This is a genomic window from Microbacterium sp. GW821-FHT01D02 (assembly GCF_059422585.1).
In genome coordinates, this window is the sequence record NZ_JBWKXB010000002.1 from 523,713 (window position 1) to 543,231 (window position 19,519).

The 19,519-nt window shown below is 69.4% G+C and carries 16 protein-coding genes; 6 read left to right on the forward strand and 10 right to left on the reverse strand.

Going from position 1 to position 19,519, the window contains the following annotated elements; genetic code table 11:
• The first annotated feature begins 4 nt into the window (after positions 1-4).
• Positions 5-913 carry an SDR family NAD(P)-dependent oxidoreductase gene (locus tag AC07VM_RS11340; RefSeq protein ID WP_494911244.1) on the forward strand — a complete coding sequence of 303 codons (909 nt, stop codon included), beginning with the start codon at positions 5-7 and terminating at the stop codon, positions 911-913.
• 41 nt (positions 914-954) lie between these two features.
• A complete protein-coding gene (locus AC07VM_RS11345; RefSeq protein WP_494911245.1) occupies positions 955-1,857 on the forward strand; it encodes an arginase family protein in 903 nt (300 codons plus the stop codon).
• Between the two features lie 16 nt (positions 1,858-1,873).
• On the opposite strand, the gene AC07VM_RS11350 is transcribed toward AC07VM_RS11345, so the two are convergent.
• The 4 genes from AC07VM_RS11350 to AC07VM_RS11365 all read right to left on the reverse strand — a co-directional run bounded on the left by AC07VM_RS11350 (position 1,874) and on the right by AC07VM_RS11365 (position 5,922).
• Complete coding sequence (locus AC07VM_RS11350; protein ID WP_494911246.1) at positions 1,874-3,145, reverse strand: hemolysin family protein; 1,272 nt, start codon at positions 3,143-3,145, stop codon at positions 1,874-1,876.
• Positions 3,146-3,239: 94 nt separating this feature from the next.
• A complete protein-coding gene (locus AC07VM_RS11355) occupies positions 3,240-4,262 on the reverse strand; it encodes a TerC family protein (RefSeq protein WP_267418514.1) in 1,023 nt (340 codons plus the stop codon).
• A 201-nt stretch (positions 4,263-4,463) separates the two neighbouring features.
• Positions 4,464-5,150: a GntR family transcriptional regulator gene (locus tag AC07VM_RS11360; protein ID WP_494911247.1), complete on the reverse strand. Its 687-nt coding sequence runs from the start codon at positions 5,148-5,150 to the stop codon at positions 4,464-4,466.
• 85 nt (positions 5,151-5,235) lie between these two features.
• On the reverse strand, positions 5,236-5,922 hold the full coding sequence (locus AC07VM_RS11365) for a GntR family transcriptional regulator (RefSeq protein ID WP_494911249.1): 687 nt from the start codon (positions 5,920-5,922) through the stop codon (positions 5,236-5,238).
• A gap of 108 nt (positions 5,923-6,030) precedes the next feature.
• On the opposite strand from AC07VM_RS11365, the gene AC07VM_RS11370 reads away from it, so the two are divergent.
• Positions 6,031-6,993 carry an arsenic resistance protein gene (locus AC07VM_RS11370; protein WP_494911250.1) on the forward strand — a complete coding sequence of 321 codons (963 nt, stop codon included), beginning with the start codon at positions 6,031-6,033 and terminating at the stop codon, positions 6,991-6,993.
• 12 nt (positions 6,994-7,005) lie between these two features.
• On the opposite strand, the gene AC07VM_RS11375 is transcribed toward AC07VM_RS11370, so the two are convergent.
• The 6 genes from AC07VM_RS11375 to AC07VM_RS11400 form a co-directional block, all read right to left on the reverse strand.
• The gene (locus tag AC07VM_RS11375; protein WP_267417326.1) at positions 7,006-7,572 is read right to left on the reverse strand and encodes a dihydrofolate reductase family protein; all 567 of its coding nucleotides are present in this window, start codon (positions 7,570-7,572) and stop codon (positions 7,006-7,008) included.
• 126 nt (positions 7,573-7,698) lie between these two features.
• A complete protein-coding gene (locus tag AC07VM_RS11380) occupies positions 7,699-10,014 on the reverse strand; it encodes a glycoside hydrolase family 95 protein (RefSeq protein WP_494911252.1) in 2,316 nt (771 codons plus the stop codon).
• A 17-nt stretch (positions 10,015-10,031) separates the two neighbouring features.
• A complete protein-coding gene (locus AC07VM_RS11385) occupies positions 10,032-12,203 on the reverse strand; it encodes an alpha-galactosidase (RefSeq protein WP_494911253.1) in 2,172 nt (723 codons plus the stop codon).
• A 102-nt stretch (positions 12,204-12,305) separates the two neighbouring features.
• Positions 12,306-13,646: an ABC transporter substrate-binding protein gene (locus AC07VM_RS11390; protein ID WP_494911255.1), complete on the reverse strand. Its 1,341-nt coding sequence runs from the start codon at positions 13,644-13,646 to the stop codon at positions 12,306-12,308.
• A gap of 104 nt (positions 13,647-13,750) precedes the next feature.
• Positions 13,751-14,710 carry a carbohydrate ABC transporter permease gene (locus tag AC07VM_RS11395; RefSeq protein WP_267417322.1) on the reverse strand — a complete coding sequence of 320 codons (960 nt, stop codon included), beginning with the start codon at positions 14,708-14,710 and terminating at the stop codon, positions 13,751-13,753.
• Positions 14,711-14,716: 6 nt separating this feature from the next.
• Positions 14,717-15,658 carry a carbohydrate ABC transporter permease gene (locus AC07VM_RS11400; RefSeq protein WP_267417321.1) on the reverse strand — a complete coding sequence of 314 codons (942 nt, stop codon included), beginning with the start codon at positions 15,656-15,658 and terminating at the stop codon, positions 14,717-14,719.
• Between the two features lie 227 nt (positions 15,659-15,885).
• Here AC07VM_RS11400 and AC07VM_RS11405 point away from each other — a divergent pair, with 227 nt between their 5' ends.
• The 3 genes from AC07VM_RS11405 to AC07VM_RS11415 all read left to right on the forward strand — a co-directional run bounded on the left by AC07VM_RS11405 (position 15,886) and on the right by AC07VM_RS11415 (position 19,512).
• Complete coding sequence (locus tag AC07VM_RS11405; protein ID WP_494911256.1) at positions 15,886-17,091, forward strand: ROK family protein; 1,206 nt, start codon at positions 15,886-15,888, stop codon at positions 17,089-17,091.
• A gap of 9 nt (positions 17,092-17,100) precedes the next feature.
• Positions 17,101-18,054 carry a LysR family transcriptional regulator gene (locus tag AC07VM_RS11410; RefSeq protein ID WP_267417319.1) on the forward strand — a complete coding sequence of 318 codons (954 nt, stop codon included), beginning with the start codon at positions 17,101-17,103 and terminating at the stop codon, positions 18,052-18,054.
• Positions 18,055-18,192: 138 nt separating this feature from the next.
• The gene (locus tag AC07VM_RS11415; RefSeq protein WP_494911258.1) at positions 18,193-19,512 is read left to right on the forward strand and encodes an enolase C-terminal domain-like protein; all 1,320 of its coding nucleotides are present in this window, start codon (positions 18,193-18,195) and stop codon (positions 19,510-19,512) included.
• The last annotated feature ends 7 nt before the right edge of the window (positions 19,513-19,519 follow it).

The window sequence follows — 19,519 nt, forward strand, 5'->3', positions numbered from 1 at the left end:
GGGAATGGATGCCGCACACCCCTCGCCGCCCGAAGACCTGCGCGACCGCACGTTCCTGGTCACCGGCGCGAACGCCGGCATCGGGTACTGGTGCGCGGAGCAGCTCGCCGCGCGGGGTGCGCGGGTGCTGCTCGGATGCCGCTCCCCCGAACGCGCGGCGACAGCGGTGACGGCGATCCGCGGCCAGGTGCCGGAGGCCGATCTGCGTGTCCTCCCGCTCGACCTCGGCTCCCTCGACAGCATCGCGCGCGCGACCGCGGACCTCGGCGAGCACCTCGACGGCGTCGTCTGCAATGCGGGGGTCAAGGCGGCGGACCGCTCGGCCCGCACCAGCGATGGACTCGACCTCATGGTCGGCACCAACTTCCTCGGCCACTTCGCGCTCGTGGCCCGGCTCGAGCCGTTCCTCGCGCCGGACGCCCGGGTGGTGGCCGTCGGATCGATCGCGCACCGCTTCGCGCGCCTCGACGCCGGGAGCCTCGACGCCCCGTGGACCGGCTCCTCGCTTCGGCAGTACGGGAGGTCGAAGGCCGCGCTCATGGCCTTCGCGTTCGAGCTGGCCCGGCGCTGGTCCGGCTCGGCACGCTCGTCGGTGTCCGCGCACCCGGGGTACGCGGTCGATCCGCTCACCCCGTCGCGTCCGGGTCTGGCGGAGGTGTCGGGCTTCGTCCGCGCGGTCGCCGCTCCGACCCGCGTCCTCGTGCAGGGCAAGGACGGCGGCGCCCTGCCGATCGTGCATGCGGCCACCGCCGGGGATGTCGCGAACGGGGATTACTGGGGCCCGGGCGGCCTGCTCGAGTTCCGAGGAGCTCCCGCGCGCGTGACCGCTTCCGACGAGGTGCGCGCACCCGCGACCGGAGCCGCACTGTGGACGGCGGCCGAGCGCATCACCGGCGTGCCCTTCCCGACCTGACCCGCGCTCCCCGTGTCCGACCCCCTCGGCAGGATGAGGGGATGATCACGCTGCTCGCCGCCCCGTCGAACCTCGGCCTCCGTCCGCCGGAGCCCGGAAGCGTCCCCGGCGCCGCGAAGGCGCCGGAGGCCCTGCGCGAGGCGGGCCTGTTCACGCGGTTCGCGGCGCTCGGCGCCACCGACTCCGGCGTCGTCCTCGCCGGCCGCTACGTCGACGACGACGAGACGAGACCGGCCGACCGGGTGCGGAACGAGAGCGCGATGATCGACCACTCCCGACGTCTGGCGGCACGCATCGGCGCCGCGCTCGAGCGGGGCGAGGCGCCCCTGGTGATCGGCGGCGACTGCGCGATCCTCCTCGGGGCGGGCATCGCGACCGCGCGCCGTGACGGCATCGGGCTCGTCCACATCGACGGCCACACCGACTTCCGTCACCCCGGCAACAGCGACGAGTGCGCGAGCGTGGCCGGAGAGGCTCTCGCCGCCGCCGTCGGGAAGCACCGGCCGGCGATCGCCGACATCGACGGGCTCGGGCCGTACTTCCGCGCCGAGCGCACCGCGCACATCGGGCACCGCGCCGACGACGAGGAGCAGGAGGAGGTGCGCGGCATCCTGGGCAGGGTGACGCCCGCCGCCGACGTCCTCTCCCTCGGCGCGGCACGGGTGGGCGCGGAGTCCGCCGCCGTCGCCGGGCACGCCTACTGGCTCCAGGTCGACGTCGACGTGCTCGACCCCGCGGTCATGCCCGCGGTCGACAGCCCCGACCCGGGCGGGCTCGGCGCGGCCGATCTCATCGCTCTGCTGCGCGAGCTCGCGCCGCACGCGGTCGGCGCCTCGATCACGGTCTTCGATCCCGACCTCGACCCCGACGGGCGCTACGCACGCCTGCTGGTCGACGTCCTGACCGAGGGGCTCGCCGAGCTGGGCAGCGCACACCGGGCCTGACCGCCTGCGCCGGAGATCACGCCCCCGGCTCGTGCACCGGAGTCACCCGCACCCGGGAGATCCGTCGACGATCCAGCTCCGCGACCTGGATCGTCGCGCCCGGCACCGCGACCGTGTCGCCGACGACCGCGAGTCGGCCCAGCTGCTCGGTCACGAACCCCGCGATCGTGTCGGATGAGCCGCGCGGCATGGCGAGTCCCGTGACCTCCTCGAAGTCCTGCAGATTGAGCCGCCCGTCGAGCCCCTCGTCCGCGGAGATGTACACCTCCGCGTCGTACTCGTCGAAGATCTCGCCGACGACCTCCTCGACCAGGTCCTCCAGGGTGACCAGCCCGTCGGTGCCGCCGTACTCGTCGACGACCACCGCGATGTGGTGCCCCTCGGCACGCATGCGGGTGAGCGTCGGCAGCACCCCCGCGGTCGAGGGGATGTAGGGGATCTCGCGCACCAGGCTGCTCACGGTGCGCGTGGGGTCGTCGGCCGCGTCGAAGAGGTCGCGCACGTGCACGAACCCGGTGACATCGTCGATCGAGGTCTTCGAGACGGGATAGCGCGAGAAGGGAAGATCCCGCACCAGCGCGAGCGTCTCGCCGACGCTCGCGGCCTCGTCGAGCGCGACGACGTCCGGCCGCGGCCGCATGACCTCGCTGACCTGCCGTCCGCGGAGCGAGAGCACGTCGTCGAGGATGCGTCGTTCGTCGTCCGGCAGCCCCTGATGGCTGGCGACGATGTCGCGCACCTCCTCGTCGGTCATCTCGTCACTGGTCTTGTGGGGGTCGCCGCCGAGGATGCGCACGAGCGCGTTCGTCGACACCGACAGCAACCAGATCACCGGTCGCATGACCGTGGCGAAGCCGTTGAGGGCGGGAGCCACCGCATACGCGAACTGCGCGTTGCGCTGGATCGCGAGGCGCTTGGGCACGAGCTCGCCGAGCACCAGCGACAGATACGCGATCACGAGGGTGAGCACGAGGGTGGCGATCGTGAGCGCGAGCGCGGGAGCGAGGCCCCAGGTCTCGAGCACCGGCGCCAGCGACGGAGCGATCGAGGTCGCCCCGTATGCCGCGGACGCGAAACCCGCGACGGTCACGCCGATCTGCACAGCGGAGAGGAAGGTGTTGGGGTTGCGGGCGAGCGCGGCGACCTTCGCGCCGCGCCGACCGCGCTGCCCGATCGCGTTGATCTGGCTCTCGCGCAGGGTGACCAGCGCCATCTCCGTCGCAGCGAAGACACCGCCGATCAGGACGAACGCGAAGACGAGGGCGATGTTCCAGAGGAGATCACCCATCAGCGGGTGACCTCGTCCGAGGTGGGGTGAGCGCCCGGGGCGAACCGAGCGCTCGTACTGTCGGAGTCCGAAGAGTCAGAACAGCGCTGCGCGCTCAAGAGTGCTCCTTCTGAGTGATGGTGGGGGTGGTGTCCGTCGAGGCGGTGACGGCGCCCGGTGCACGACGGGTCTTGATCAGGCTCGCCACCGTGGCCACCGCGATGGTCGCGCCGATGAACAGCAGCGAGAACCAGATCGGGATCTCGGGCGCCCACTCGACGCCCTGACCGCCGTTGATGAACGGCAGCTCGTTGACGTGCAGAGCGTGCAGGACGAGCTTGACGCCGATGAATCCGAGGATGACCGCGAGGCCCTGCGCCAGGTAGACGAGGCGCTCGAGGAGGCCGCCGATGAGGAAGTACAGCTGGCGGAGACCCATGAGGGCGAACGCGTTGGCGGTGAACACGATGTACGCCTGGTCGGTGAGGCCGTAGATCGCGGGGATCGAGTCGACCGCGAACACCAGGTCGATGAACCCGATCGCGATGATGGTGAGCAGCATCGGGGTGACGAAGCGCTTGCCGTTCTTCACGACCGTCAGCCGGTCGCCGTTGTACTCGTCGCTGACCGGCAGGTGCCGACGCACGAACGTCATGAAGCGCCCGTTCGCCGGATTGGTGTCGTGGTTGCCGAACGCCTGACGGTACGCGAGCACGAGCAGCAGCGCGCCGAAAACGTAGAAGATCCACGAGAGGTTCTCGATGAGCGTGGCGCCGACGGCGATGAAGATGCCGCGCAGGATCAGCGCGATGACGATGCCGATCATCAGCACCTTCTGCTGATAGATCCTCGGCACGGCGAAGCCCGTCATCAGGATGAGGAAGACGAACAGGTTGTCGATCGACAGGGCCTTCTCGGTCAGATACCCGGCGAAGTACTCGCCGCCGAAGGTCCAGCCGGAGAAGACGCCGATGCCGACGCCGAACAGCAGCGCGAGGCTGATGTAGAAGATCGACCAGCGCGCCGACTCGGCGATCGTCGGCTCATGCGGTGTGCGCACGTGCGCGAAGAACTCGTACACGAAGAAGGCGATCGTGATCGCGATCGTGATGATCCAGATCAGCGGCGTGATATCCAAAAGGGAACTCCAGACTTCGGGGTGCGACAGCACCGCCAAAGTCTTCTCCATTCCTGAACAGGAACCGGTGGCCCGGGATGCGACGTGCATCCGTAATGACGACCCGACCGTATCGGAGTACTCCCCTTGGGATCTCCAGAGTATCGGTCCTCGCGCAGCGCTTCCTATGGATTCGCCCAGAGCGTGGCGGCGGGAGCCGGCTCAGTCCTCGTCGAACTCCGCGAGGCCCTCGGCCTCGGCGCGGTCGATGGTCGCGGGCACCACGTCATCGAACAGGGTGACGAGCGCGGCCCGGGTCTTCACGGCGTCGCGCGCGCGGACAGCCTCTCGGAAGTCCTCGATGAACGCCGCGATGCCGCCCCAGTCGGACTCATGCCGGGAGTGCCGCGAGAATCGGTGGATCTGCGGCCCGAGGCGCTCGATGATCGCCACGCGCATCTCGTTGCCCTCGATGCGCGCGAACCCTGTGGCCGCCGCACGCACGGCCGTGCCGAAGTCGACGACGTCGCGCTGCTCGACGGCCGCCGCCATGCCGTCGGTGAGCTCCACGAGATACGACACGTCGTCGTCCTCCAGCACCGGCATCACGTGGCGGACCGAGCCGATCCAGATGTCCCCGAGCAGCGCGACGGCGTTGCGGACGAGATCCAGGTCGATCGGAGCGACCCGCGTGTAGCGGTTGCGCTGCATCTCGACCAGGCCGTGGTCGGCGAGACGGTCGAGGGCGTGGCGGATCGGGGTCTTCGAGGTCCCCAGTCGCTCGGCGAGCTCGTAGTCGCGCAGACGCTCACCCGGACGGAGCTCACCGTTGATGATCGCGTCCTGCAGTCGGGCATACGCCTCGTCGCTCATCGACCTGCGCTCGAGGGGTCCGCCTGAGAGTGACATCGCGTCCTCCGCTTCGGGGTACGAATGGTAGAGCGTGACGTTCTACCTCTCGCAATATATCGCACCACCGGTGCGGCGGCGGGAGCTACTCCGCCTCGGCGCGCGTGAGCTCCTGCTCCTCGGCGCGATCGATCGTGGCGAGCAGCACCTCGTCGAAGAAGGGCACCAGCACGGCACGGGTCTTCACGGCGTCCCGCTCGACGATGGCCTCCCGCAGCGAGACCACGAACGCGTTCACGGCGTCCCAGTCGAACGCGTCACGCGCGTGCTCGCCGAAGCGACGGATCTGCGGTCCGAGGCGCTCGATGATCACCGCGCGCGAGGCATTGCCCTCGATGCGCGCGAAACCGGTGGCGGCAGCACGCAGGGCGGTGCCGAAGCTCGCCACGTCGCGCTTCTTGACCGCCGCGGACATCTCATCGGTCAGATCGGCGAGATACGACACGTCGTCGTCCTGGAGCAGCGGCATCACGTGGCGGACCGAGCCGATCCAGATGTCGCCGAAGAGGTCGACGGCGTTGCGGACCCGGTCGAGGTCGATCGGAGCCACCCGCGTGTAGCGGTTGCGCTGCATCTCGACCAGGCCGTGGTCGGCGAGGCGATCGAGGGCGTGGCGGATCGGGGTCTTCGAGGTCCCCAGTCGCTCGGCGAGCTCGTAGTCACGCAGACGCTCACCCGGACGAAGCTCGCCGCTGATGATCGCCTCCTGCAGACGGGCATACGCCTCGTCGCTCATCGACGTGCGCTCCAGGGGTCCGCCAGAGAGTGCCATGTGTCCTCCACTCCACGGGAATGTAGTAGAGCCTGAAGTTCTACCTGCACAGCAATGTATCGCATCGGATGCGGCGACCGGCAGAATCGAGGGGGCGAGGAGGTGTCCGTGCGCGCAGTCCTGACGTGGGCAGAGCGGCATCAGGTGACCCTCTTCCTGGCGTCGATCGTCGTCGGCGCGGTCGTCGGGCTGCTGCTGCCGCCGGTGGCACGGCCGCTCGAGGCGGTCATCAACCCGCTGCTCGGCCTCCTGCTGTTCGCGACGTTCCTCGGCGTGCCGTTCACCGCCATCGGACGGGCCTTCTCGGACTGGCGCTTCCTCACCGTCGTTCTGGTCCTGAACTTCGTCGTGGTGCCGGTGGTCGTGTTCGGGCTGAGTCGGCTGGTGGCCGCCGATCAGGCGATCCTCCTGGGCGTGCTGCTCGTCCTGCTCACGCCGTGCGTGGACTACGTGATCGTCTTCACCGGCCTCGCGGGCGGAGACCGCTCGCGACTGCTGGCCGCCACACCGCTGCTCATGCTCCTGCAGATCGCACTGCTCCCCCTCTTCCTGGCGCTCTTCGCGGGCGGGGAGGCGCTGGCCGCGTTCGATCCCCTCCCCTTCGTCGAGGCGTTCGTGCTGCTGATCGTGCTGCCCCTCGGGCTCGCGGCGCTCACGCAGGTGCTCGCCGCGAGGCTCCCCCTCGCGCAGGCCGTCGAGCGCGAAGCTCCGGCGGCGATGGTCTCGCTGATGATGCTCACGCTCGCGACCGTGGTCGCCTCTCAGATCTCCGGCGTCGGCGATGCCCTCGGCCGACTGCTGCTGACCGTGCCCCTCTTCATCGCGTTCGCCGCGATCGTCGCGCCCCTCGGCGCCCTCCTGGCACGGACGGCACGGCTGGACCTCTCCGGTCGACGGGCCGTGACGTTCAGCGGCGTCACCCGCAACTCCCTCGTCGTGCTCCCGCTGGCGCTCGCGCTGCCGGCCGACTTCGCACTGACCCCGCTCGTCGTCGTCACCCAGACGATGGTCGAGCTCCTCGTGATGGTGGCGATGGTGGCCATCGTCCCGCGCCTGATCCGGGCGGGATGACGGCCGGATCGATCATCGACCGGGCGGGCCGTCCAACACGGTGGGGATGTACTCCAGCAGCTGGGTGCGGTGGTCGAACGTGCGGGACTCCACGAGCTCGAGAGCCACATCCGGATAGCCGTCGTAGATGCGCTCGGTGCCGGTCGCCCCGGTGATCACCGGGAAGATCACCACGCGGTAGCGGTCGACGAGCCCCGCTTCCAGGAGCGAACGGCACAACGCGATGCTGCCGATCGTGCGGAGCGGACGGTCCGACTCCTCCTTCAGCCGCCGGACGTACTCGACCGCGTCGGTGGAGACGAGCGTCGAATGGGCCCAGGTGAGAGGAGCCTCGAGCGACGACGAGAACACGTACTTCGGGATCCCCTCGAGCACGTCCGTCCCCGGCTCGCCCGCCCCGGTCAGCGCCGACATCACACGGTACGTCGCGGCGCCCATGAGAAGCGGCGCGTCCCGATCCGGCGCCTCCTCCAACCAGGCGAGGTACTCGGGGCTCTCCAGCCCCCACCATCCGGGCCACCCCTCCGCGGCGCCGTATCCGTCGAGAGAGCAGATGAAATCGATCGTCAGCGTCTGCATCGTCGCCTCCTTCGCAGTCCGCGACGCCCTCCGTCCAGGGGGACCATCGCCGGGTCGAGTGGATGCTTCGGGCAGAAGTCTAGGTCGGTCGCCGACCCGCCGGAACCCCCCTGCCGTGCAGCGCGCCTACCCCTCGCCGGCGAGTCCGTCGTGCGCGGGACGGATGACCGTCGGCTCCCCCGCGCGCAGCGACACCGAGGTCACGTCGTCTCCCACGCGGACCCGCACCGGCGCATCGCGGTCGGAGCGGAGCACGGCGTGATCGAGGCCGCCGTCGGACCAGTGCAGATCGACCCGGACACGGTTCCGCGCCCGGAGGCCCGTCACGGAGCCCCGGCGCCAGGACGAGGGCAGAGCGGGCAGCAGCTCGATCTCCTCGCCGTCGGACTGCAGGAGCATCTCCGCGATGCCGGCGGTGCCACCGGCGTTGCCGTCGAAGGAGTAGATGTTCTGGGCCGCGCCCGCGACGCCGCCCTGCGAGTACGACATCAGGTTCGACTCGCTGGCGTCGGCGATGAGGTTGCGAACGTGCACGAGGGCCGTGTCGCCGTTCAGCAGCCGTGCGTAATAAGCGATCAGGTTCGCCTCCGCCCACTCCGTCTGCTCCCATCCCGGGGCGGCCTCACGTCGCTCGATGACCACCTCGCAGGCACGGGCGAGTTCCGGATCGCGTCGGGGGACGATCTGCCGCTCAGGGAACAAACCCATCAGGTGACTTGTGTGGCGGTGACTGGGAACGGCCTCCTCGAAGTCCTCGAGCCATTCCTGCAGCTGCCCATGCCGACCGATCCGGAACGGGGCGAGGCGCTCTCGGGCCTGCTGCGCCCGGGCGGCGAACTCCTCGTCGACGCCGAGGACTCCGGCCGCCTCGGTCACCATCCGCAGCACCGCCTCGACGAAGACCCGGTCGCCCGTCGGACCCATCGACACGGCGCACTGGCGGCCCGTCCCGGACAGGTACCAGTTCTCCGGCGAGTCCGAGGGTCCGGTCACCAGCCATCCGGACTCCGGGTGCTCGACCATGTGGTCGAGGAAGAACTCGGCCGCGCCCTTGAGCACGGGGTAGGCCCGCTCACGCAGGAAGTCGACGTCGCGACCGTAGTCCCAGCGCTCCCAGTGCTGCAGGGCGATCCAGGCGCCGCCGATGAGGCACATCCCCCACCCCATGCCCCAGCCCGGGGCGCTGTAGCCCCAGGCGTTCGCCACCGTGTGCGCGACCCATCCGTTCGCCCCGTACATCTCGCGCGCCGTCGCACGGCCCGTGCGGCTGAGCCTCTCCACGAAGCGCAGCAGCGGCTCCTGCGTCTCGCCGAGGTCGGTCACCTCGGCCGCCCAGTAGTTCTGCTGGGTGTTCATGTCGAGATGGAAGTCGTTGGTCCACGGCGCACTGCTCGCCAGGCCGTCGTTCCACAGTCCCTGCAGGGCGAGCGGGAGCGGAGAGTCGTGCCGCGAGCCCGCGATCGTCAGATAGCGGCCGTAACGGAAATACAGCGCCTCCAGCTCGAGGTCCTCCCCACCCTCCGCGTACCGTCGACGGCGCTCGTCGATAGGTGCTGAGCGTACGGGCTCCGGCGTCTCCCCGAGATCGATCGAGACGCGGTCGTAGAGCTCGCGGTGGTCGGCGACATGTCGTTCGCGGAGCTCGGCGTATCCGAGCGCCACGGCTCCGGCGATGCTCTGCGCCGCGTCGCGGATCTCGTCGGCGTCGTCCCAGCCGGTGCCGACGGCGATGAGCAGCGTCAGCGAGGTCGCATCAGCGATCCGGAGCCCTGCCCCGTCGGCGGTGATGCTCCCGCCGTCGACGATCACCCGCACGCGGATGCTGAGGGGCACTCCCTGGACGCCATCGCTGTGCAGCGTCTCCACCGCGCGCCCGGTGAGGACCAGGGTGTCCCCCTCGACCGTCGTCCGCAGCGGGAACACCGTCTCCGAGACCGAGATCCGCGCCGAGAACGCCCCATCCGCGTCGAGGCGATGCACGAGGACCCGGTCGGGGCGGGAGGAGAAGGTCTCGCTCGTCAGGCGCACACCGCCCCGAAGGGCCCGCCCGCTCGCGATGGCCTGCCCGATGTCGAGCACCCGCCCGACCTCCGCGGCCTCGCCGTCGAAGTCCACCCGTACCTCGGGCAGCGGCAGGTTGGTGCCGAAGGAGGTGGGGCGTCCCAGCAGATGCTCCTCGGTGAGGCGGTGGGCCTCGTCGTGCTCGCCGGCGAACAGCGCCTGTCGGATGCGGTCCAGGTTCGCGCGCGCGCCGGGGTTCACATCGTGCTCCGCCGGCCCGCCGGACCAGGCCGTGGACTCGGAGAGCTGGATCCGGTCGTGCGCGAGGGCGTGGAAAACCATGCCCCCGAGACGTCCGTTGCCGATCGGCAACGCGTCGAACCAGCGGTCGGCGGCGCCGTCGAACCGGAGCGAGTCGGAAGGGGTGCTGATCGTACGCATGTCGTCCATCCTCGCCGTCAGACGGCGCTCAGCTGCAGCAGCATCGCCTGCTGGGGCTGCAGGGTCGGCATCGGCAGTCCCAGGCCGGCGAGGGTGGAGCCTCGCAGCACCAGACGGCCCTCGCGGGCGGCGGCGAACCACTCCGGCTCTGCTTCGTGGAGCTCGCTCGCCCCGATCTCCTCACGCAGTCGCACCCGGTACATCGTGTCGGACGCGAGTCCGGGGAACGCGATGCGCCCGGACTGGATCGGCACCGAGGTGCCCAGTCGCACCCAGGCGAACAGGGCCTCGGCACCGTCGCGGGCGACCACGCCGTGCAGCAGGCTCTCCTCATCGGCCAGGTCGGCGCGCACGACGCGGCCGGAGTGCAGCAGTCCGCGCTGCTCCTTGTACAGCTCGGCCCAGGCGCGGATCACCGTGCGCTCGTCGGCGGTCAGGTCGGCGAGGTTCTGCTCGATGCCCGCATGGCCGAAGAGCGCGGTGATCAGGCGGAACGAGAGCGAGGTGACGCGCTTGGTCGTGTGCGACTCGGTCGCCCCGACGTGCGTGCCGACGAGCTCCGGTGGCACGAGCTGCCCGGTCCACCGCTGGATGCGCTGACGCTCCTCCGGGTCGTTGCAGTCCGAGGCCCACACGCGGTCGGTGCGCTGCAGGATCCCGAGGTCGACCCGCCCTCCGCCGCTCGCACAGGACTCGATCTCGAGGGCCGGGTGCTTCGCACGCAGCGCGTCGAGCATCCGGTAGAGGGCCTCGGTCTGCACGTGGACGCCGGCACGACCGTCCGCATCCTGCCGTGCGGCCTCGTGCAGCTCACGGTTGTGGTCCCACTTGATGTAGTCGATCCGATACTCGGCGACCAGCGCATCGATGCGGTCGAAGATGAACCGCCAGGCCTCCGGGTGGGCGAGGTTGAGCACGTGCTGATGCCGGATCGAGGGGCCCGCCTCGGCCGGTGCGAGCACCCATTCCGGATGCTCGATCGCGAGTCGGGAGGTGAGGTTGACCATCTCCGGCTCGAACCAGAGCCCGAACTGCATGCCGTGGCTGCGCACGCGGTCCACGAACGGGGTCAGGCCCTGGGGCCACACCTCCTCGTCGACGAACCAGTCGCCGAGACCGGTCCGGTCGCTGCGGCGGCCGAGGAACCAGCCGTCGTCGAGCACCACGCGCTCGACACCGACCTCGGCCCCGGCGTCGGTCAGTCGCAGCAGGGCGTCGAGGTCGTGATCGAAGTACACGGCCTCCCAGGTGTTCAGCACGAGGGGACGCGGATCCGCCGGATGCGTCGGACGGGCGCGGAACCAGTCGTGGAACCTGTCGGCGACGCCGTCCATCCCGCGGTCCGACCAGCTGAAGTACACGGTCGGCGAGGCGTAGGTCTCACCCGGGGCGAGCGCGATCTCACCGGGGAGCAGCAGCTCGCCGCCGCCGAGTGTCGATCGGTGCGCACCGGCGCCCTCCGGCAGCTGCTCGACCAGGTAGCGCTGGTTGCCGCTCCAGCCGACGTGCGTCCCCCACACCTCACCGCTGCGGAAGCCGAACCCGGCGGTGCCGGCCATCATCAGGTAGGGAGAGTCGAGGGAGGACCGTCCGCGACGACTCTCGCGCAGGTGCGTGCCGAAGCCGAGGGGTGTGCGCTGCGGGCTGCGCTCGCGCGCCCACTTGCCCGTGAAGTCGACGACCTCGACGGCGCGATCGGGCAGCGGCAACATCAGGGTGAGCTGGTGGAGGTCCAGCACGCCGTCGGCGTGCGCGCTCCGCTCGACGACCGCGGACGCGGCGAGGACACCGCTGGAGGCATCGAGCGCGAAGGTCATGGTGACCGAGACGCCCGCACCGCCGTCGGTCAGCCGGAAGGTCGCCGACTGCTCGGCGACGGCGACCTCGTCCAGCGTGAACCGCAGGTACGGCGTTCCGCCCGGTCCGATGCGCCCCTCGATGCCCGGCGTCCCCGACCACGCGTCGGCCTCGGTGGGCAGCACCGTGAAGTGGCGCGGCGCATCGGTCGAGTTGTGCGTCGCGCTGGGCGCGGACGTCACCAGCAGGGACTCGACCTCGGACGCGCTCAGGTCGCCGAGGTCGGCACCCCAGTGCAGGATCCGCGGCAGCGGCTCCGCGAGCTGGATGACGAGACTGACGCCGGCGGCACGGAGGTGCACCAGATCGGGACGAGCAGCGGAGAGAGACATGATTCCTTCGAGGTGGTGCGGTGTGGTGCGGGGCGGTGCGGGGTGTTGTCAGTGGCGTCCCGGTCGCGGCCGCCGGCGAGGGCGACCGCGACCGGGAAGGTGTCAGCCGGCGATGATGTCGCGCGTCTGGTCCTGCAGGCGCGGCCAGAGGTCGTCGCCTTCCTGGCCGAGGAAGTAGGCCTCGAACTGCGGACGGATGTCGGCCTCCATCGCGGCGCCGTTGTTGTACGCCGGTGCGGAGAACAGGGCACCGGACGACTGGTAGTCGCCGAAGGCCGAGAGGTCGAGCCCGTCAGCGGCCGACTTCTCCACCAGCGCCTGCATCGACGCCTCGATCGACGGGAAGAACGAGCCGTTGAACGTCGCGGCGGTGGTCTGGCACTCCTCGGAGCCCATGTACGACACCCAGGCCCAGGTCGCATCCTTGTTCTTCGTGCCGGCCCAGACGTTGTTGCCGTTCATGTTCGAGATGATCGAGCGCTTCCCGTCGGCGGACGAGACCACCGGAGCGATGCCGACCTTGACGCCGGGGAGCTTGGTGATGGACGCCGCCTCCCACGATCCGCCGGGGACGATCGCGACCTGGCCGGAGCCGATCTGGTCGGCCCCGCCGGTGGTGAACTGGCCGAGCTTGGGCGCGAAGCCGTCCTCGCTCAGCTGACGGACGAAGTCCATCGTGGCGATGAACGTCTTGTCGCCGTAGTTGAACTGCGTCGGCCAGTTGGGCTTGTCGGTGAGCTCGAAACCCGCGCTGCCCGCGAGCGGACCCCAGGTGGTCTGACCGAGGTTGTCGTCGGACTCGAGGGAGCCGATCCCGTAGACCGCCACCTTGTTCTTGTCGAAGCCGGCCTCGTCACCGCGGACGCCGTTCTTGTCGACGGTGAGCCGCTTGACGACCTTGAGGAAGGTGCCGCCGTCCTCCGGGTTCCAGGTCATGTTCTTGACCTCGTCCTCGGTGAGACCGGCATCGGCCACCTGGTCCTGGTTGAAGTAGTAGGCGGTGGCCGCCCAGTCCAGCGGAAGGGCGTACTGCTTGCCGTCGGTGAACTTCCAGAGGTCCACGCCCACGGCGAAGGTGTCGAGGTCGTAGTCGGAGCTCTTGATGAGATCGTCGAGCGGCATGATCTGCCCCTGGTCCGCGTAGGACTGGAAGAACGTGACGCTGTTCTGGAACGCGTCCGGGGCGTTCTTCGCGACGAAGCCGGTGGTCAGCTTCGTGAAGTAATCGGACACGTTGTACTGGCTGACCTCGACCTTGATGTCGGGGTGAGCCTTCTCGAACGCGGGGATGCACTCGCTGTAGGCCGCGGCCTGGTTCGGGTCCCACGTCCACCAGTTGACGGTGGCCGAGCCTCCGTCGTCCCCTTGGCCGCCCGCGCAACCGGTCATGGTTGCGACGAGTGCGACACCGACGACTGCGGCGGTGATCTTTCCGGTCTTCATGTTTGCCTCTCAGAGGATGTGATGGTGCTGGATGGATGGTGCGGGATGGTTCTCGAGGATTCGGGCGCCCCTCGCAGCGCTTCCCGGCGGGACCGGGAGGTCTGTCACTTGATGCCGCTGAAGCCGATGGAGTTCACGATCCGCTTGCCGAAGATCATGAACAGCAGCAGCATCGGCAGCGCGGCGATCAGGGTCGCCGCCATCTGCCCGGAGAAGTCGGGCTGGCTCTGCGGCGACGCCTGCTGGAACACCCCGAGCGCGAGGGTCAGCGGACGCACCTCGGCGTCGTTCGCGACGAGCAGGGGCCAGAAGTAGTCGTTCCAGGTGCCGATGAACGTCAGGATCGACAGGGTGACGAGCGGCCCCGAGGTCATCGGGAGCGTGATCCGGAACATCGTCTTCCACGGGCCGGCCCCGTCGATGAGGGCGGCCTCCTCCACCTCGGCACTCAGGCCGAGCATGAACTGCCGCAGGAAGAAGATGTTGAAGGCGGAGAAGAGGGCGCCCGGCAGGAGCAGACCCGCGAACGTGTTCAGCAGCCCGAGATCGTTGATGAGCACGAAGTTCGGCAGCAGTGTGAGGATGCCCGGCACCATCAGCGCGGTCAGCAGGAGCGAGAACACGAAGTTGCGCCCGCGCCACTGCAGTCGGGCGAACGCGTAGGCCGCGAGCGCCGACGCCGTGACGACGATGACGGTCATGAGCCCCGCATAGATCACGGAGTTGCGGACGGACAGCAGGATGTCGATCGACGCACCGGAACCGCCGGCGGCGAGCGCCTCGTCCCGGCTGGCGAACCCGAGCACGCGGGCGAACGCGTCGAACGAGAAGCCGACGGGGAGGAACGAGCCGGGATCGGTGCTGAGCGCGAAGTTGTTCGACAGCGAGGTGCGCAGGATCCAGTAGAAGGGGAACACCGTGACCAGGAGGAAGGCGATCACGTACGTCCAGGCGAGCACGCGGCCCCAGGAGAAGGGACGGACGGGCTTGCGGGGAGCACGGCGCTTCCGGCGGGACTCGATGCCTTCGGGCGCCGCGAGGGGTGCGGTCGGGATGACGGTCATGTTCACTCAGTTCGTGTCGGATTCGTCGGCTCGGAGCAGCCGCATCTGGAGGAAGGTGATCGCGATGAGCATCACGAACAGGGAGAGCGACATGGTCGCCGCGTAGCCGAAGTCGAACTGGTTGAACGCCTTGTCGTAGATGTACATCTGCAGCACGTTCGAGGAGTTCGCGGGCCCTCCCTTCGTGGTCACCGCGACGATGTCGAACACCTGGAACGCGCTGATGACGGTGAGCACGATGACCATCGCGAGGATGGGCCGCAGCAGCGGGATGGTCAGGCGACGGAACATCTGGATCTCGGAGGCGCCGTCCAGGCGTCCCGCCTCGTAGACCTCGTTCGGGATGGTGGAGAGGCCGGCGACGATCAGGATGGCGTTGTAGCCCATCGACTTCCACACGCTGATGGCGGCGACCGAGGGGATGACCCACTCGGGCGAGCTGAGGAACTTGATCCGCTCCCCCGTCAGCGCCTCGAGGGCGATGTTGACGATGCCGAGCTGGGGATCCAGCATCCACTGCCAGACGAGGGCGGCGACCACGCCCGAGATGAGGAACGGGAGGATGACGAGCCCGCGGATGAAGGGGGAACCGGTGAGGCGGTGCAGGATCACCGCGGTGACCAGGGACACCAGGATGCCGAACACGACGGACAGGGCGACGAAGTAGAAGGTGATGCCGAGCGACTGCCAGAACATCTTGTCGCCGAGCAGGGTCTGGATGTTCTCCAGGCCGGTCCATTCCGGCGGCGAGAGCACCTGGAAGTCGGTGAAGCTGAGGTAGATGCCGCGGAGCGTCGGGTACACCGCGAACACCGCGAATCCGAGGACCGCGGGGGCGATCAGGAGGAGGGCGAGCTTCCAGTCGTTGCGATGCGACGGATTCCGCCTGCTCGCCAGTCCGTGTGCACGCCCTGGGGCATTTCTGCGCGGCGCGGCGGTCGTTGCCATGGAGGTCTCCTTCGACTTTCTGACCCATCGAGAACTGCCGACGAGAGCAGGACTGGGATGACTGTAAGCGCAATTAGAATAACTTGTCAAGTAACTCTGATTGGCGTTCTCCTTCTGTTGCGCCGATATCGGATTCACATATGATTGACATTCGAAAGTTAATCTCGCCCTCGCTGCCGAGGCGAGCTATGGCAGGACCAGCGACGACCACCAGCGAAGGAGCCCGGATGACGCAGACGCCGACGTCGGTCGAAGAGGAGCCGCAGACCTCGACCGTCCCCGGAGAGTTCCGCGAAGCCCCCGCCGTGACCACGGTGTTCGCCGATCTGCTCAAGCACGGGCCGGTCGCGAGGGTGACGGTGGCGCAGCGGACCGGGCTCTCGCAGGCCGCCGTCACCAAGGCGGTGAACCGGCTCGACCTCCGCGGGCTCATCTCCACCCATGACGCGGCCCCGTCGTCGACTCCCGGGCGACCGGTGCAGCCGATCAGCGTGATCGAGGACGCGCAGGTCACGATCGGCGTCACCGTCCGGGTCGACGAGATCTTCGCCGTGGCGACCACGATCCGCGCCAACGTGCTGCACTCGATCCACCGCCCCCTCGCGAGCATCGCGGTCGACGACGTCGTGGAGGCGATCGCCGAGGTCGTCGACGCGCTGGTGGACGCCCTCGGACCGACCGCCGACCGGATCATCGGCGTCGGCGTCGCCGTCTCGGGCGACGTGGACAAAGAGCACGGCATCGTGCGCGACTCCCCCCGGCTGAACTGGTCGCAGGTGCAGCTGCGCAGCCTGCTGGGCTCGCGGATCCCCCTCCCGATCGTGATCGAGAACGACGTCCGCGCCCTCGCCATCGCCGAGGAGTGGTTCGGCATCGGCGTCGACTCGCACTCGTTCGCGATCGTCACGATCGGCGTGGGCATCGGGTGCGGCCTCTACGTCAACGGCGATGTCGTCGAGGGCGCTCTCGGCGTCTCGGGCGAGCTGGGACACCTCCCGCTCGCGACGACCGGCGAGCGCTGCACGTGCGGTCGCCGAGGATGCGTCGAGACCGTGGCCTCGTCTGCGGCGATCCTCGCGCGCATCCGCTCGGCGAAGAACGCGCCGTTCCTCTCGATGCAGGACGCGGTGGAGCTCGGCCGCGCCGGCGACGACGACGCGGTGGCCGCGTTCGAAGCCGCCGGATCCATGATCGGCCTGGCCATCGCGACCATGGCGAACCTCGTGGGCCCGAGCGTCGTGCTCGTCGCCGGCGAGTCCGTGACGAACTACGACCTGTTCGAGCAGCACCTGCGGGCCGCGTTCGAGCAGCATGCCTTCGGCGCCGTGCGCGACTGCCGGATCATCACCCGCACGCACACCTTCGAGGACTGGGCGCGCGGCGCGGCAGCCTCCGTCGTGCACTCGATGCTGCACCAGACCCTGACGAGCTGAGGGCCTGGCGTGACGATCTCCTCGAATGCCCCGAAGTTCGAACTCGTGTGGCTGCGCACCTGGGTCGAGGTGGTCGACGCCGGCGGCTTCTCCAAGGCGGCGGAGGCGATCCACCTGTCCCAGCCGCGCGTGTCCGCGCACATCGCGAACCTCGAGCGGGCGCTGGGACGCGTCCTCATCGAACGTCGTGTGCGCCCGCTCGCGCTCACGGAGGAGGGCCGCGCCCTGCTTCCCAAGGCGAGGGCGGTGCTGACCGCCGCCGACGACCTGGTCGACGGCCGGCAGGACGGAGCCGCGCTGCGCGGCTCGCTCCGTGTCGCGAGCTTCGCGAGCGCGAGTTCGAGCTTCCTCCCCGGGGTGCTCGCCGGCCTCAAGGACGAGCATCCGGACCTCGAGGTCGGCGTGCTCGACGGCGACGTGCAGTCGATCGAATCGGCGCTCGGCGACCGCCGTGTCACGGTCGCCCTCCGCCCGCTCCGCCCGGAGCCGGCCGACCACGCGTTCATCAGCCGCCCTCTCTGGCGGGAGTCGTTCCTGGTGCTGCTGCCGACCGGGCACGAGCTCTGCGAGCGGGAGACCATCGACCTCGCCGAGATCGCCGACAGCCGCGTGATCACGATCGGGAATCCGCTCCTCGACTCCTACCTCGGGTACGAGGCGGAGGCCGCCCTGCACGCCGCGTTCGTCGAGATCCCCCTCGGGATGGTCTCGCAGCAGCCGACGACCCTGGCGTCGATGGTCCGCGCCGGTCTCGGCATCGGCGTCGTGAACCAGCTCGCCACCGACATGGTGCGCTCCGACGGTCTCGAGGTCCGTCCGATCTCGGGCCTGAACCGCTTCCGCGACGTGGGCGTGTGGTGGCACTCCGAACGGCCGCTGAGCCGGGCGTCGAAGGCGTTCATCGACGCCGTGCTGGCCGCTCCCCTGCCCGCGGGCACCGAGCCCGTGCCCGCCGACGCCTGAGCGCGGGCGTGCATCCGGAGGACGGATGCAGGGCATCCGCAGGACGCCGTTGATGCGCGCGGCGCGGTGTGGGGCAATGGGAGGATCGGCCGCCCTCAGCGCTGTCGAGCCACCCCCGAACGAAGAAGAGAGATCTCTGTGCCCATCCTGACCAGCGTGCGTGTCCACGACATCCGCTTCCCGACGTCCATCACGATGGACGGGTCCGACGCGATGAACAAGGACATCGACTACTCGGCGGCCTACGTCGTGCTCGAGACCGACGAGCCGGGCCTCGCCGGCTACGGCTTCACGTTCACGATCGGTCGCGGAACCGACATCGTCGCGGAGACGGCCCGCCAGCGCGCGCTCCCGTTCCTCGGACGCGACGTCGACGAGCTCGTCGCCCACCTCGGCGAGGTCTACCGCGAGATGAAGTCCGACACGCACCTGCGCTGGCTCGGCCCGGACAAGGGCGTCGTGCACCTCGCCCTGGCCGCGGTCATGAACGCCATGTGGGACCTCGCGGCACGTCGTGCGGAGAAGCCCCTGTGGCGTCTGCTCGCCGAGATGTCCCCCGAGCAGCTCGTGGAGGTCGCCGACCTCAGCTACCTGTCGGACGCCCTCACCGAGGACGAGGCGCTCGAGATCCTCCGCGCGAACGTCGACACCCGCGCCGAGCGCATCGCGCACCTCGAGAGCATCGGCGGCTACCCCTGCTACACGACGAGTGCCGGCTGGCTCGGCTACAGCGACGAGAAGCTGCGCCGACTGCTCACCGAAGCGCTCGACGAGGGCTACACGCATGTGAAGCTCAAGGTCGGCGGCGACATCGAGGACGACGTGCGCCGCCTCTCGATCGCCCGCGAGGTCATCGGCTGGGACGTGAATCTGATGATCGATGCGAACCAGGTGTGGGACGTCCCGCAGGCGATCGCCTCGATGGAGCGCCTCGCCGAGTTCCGGCCGCTGTGGATCGAGGAGCCCACGAACCCGGACGACATCCTCGGGCACGCGGCCGTCCGTCGCGCGGTCGCACCGGTCGGCGTCGCCACCGGCGAGCACGGCATGAACCGGGTGCTGTTCAAGCAGATGTTCCAGGCCGAGGCCATCGACTTCTGCCAGCTCGACTCCGCCCGCCTCGGCAGCGTGAACGAGATCGTCGCGGTCTACCTGATGGCGGCCAAGTTCGGCATCCCGGTGTGCCCGCACGCCGGCGGAGTCGGGCTCTGCGAGCTCGTGCAGCACCTGTCGATCTTCGACTACGTCGCGGTGTCGGCCACGCTCGACGACCGGGTCACCGAGTTCGTCGACCACCTGCACGAGCACTTCACGGACCCGTGCATCGTCGAGAACGGGCACTACACGATGCCCGGCCGCCCCGGCTACAGCGCGCAGATCCACGACGAGTCCATCGCCGAGTACGCCTTCCCCGACGGCACCTACTGGGCGGCGCAGAACGCCGAGGCGGTGCGCTGACGGCACG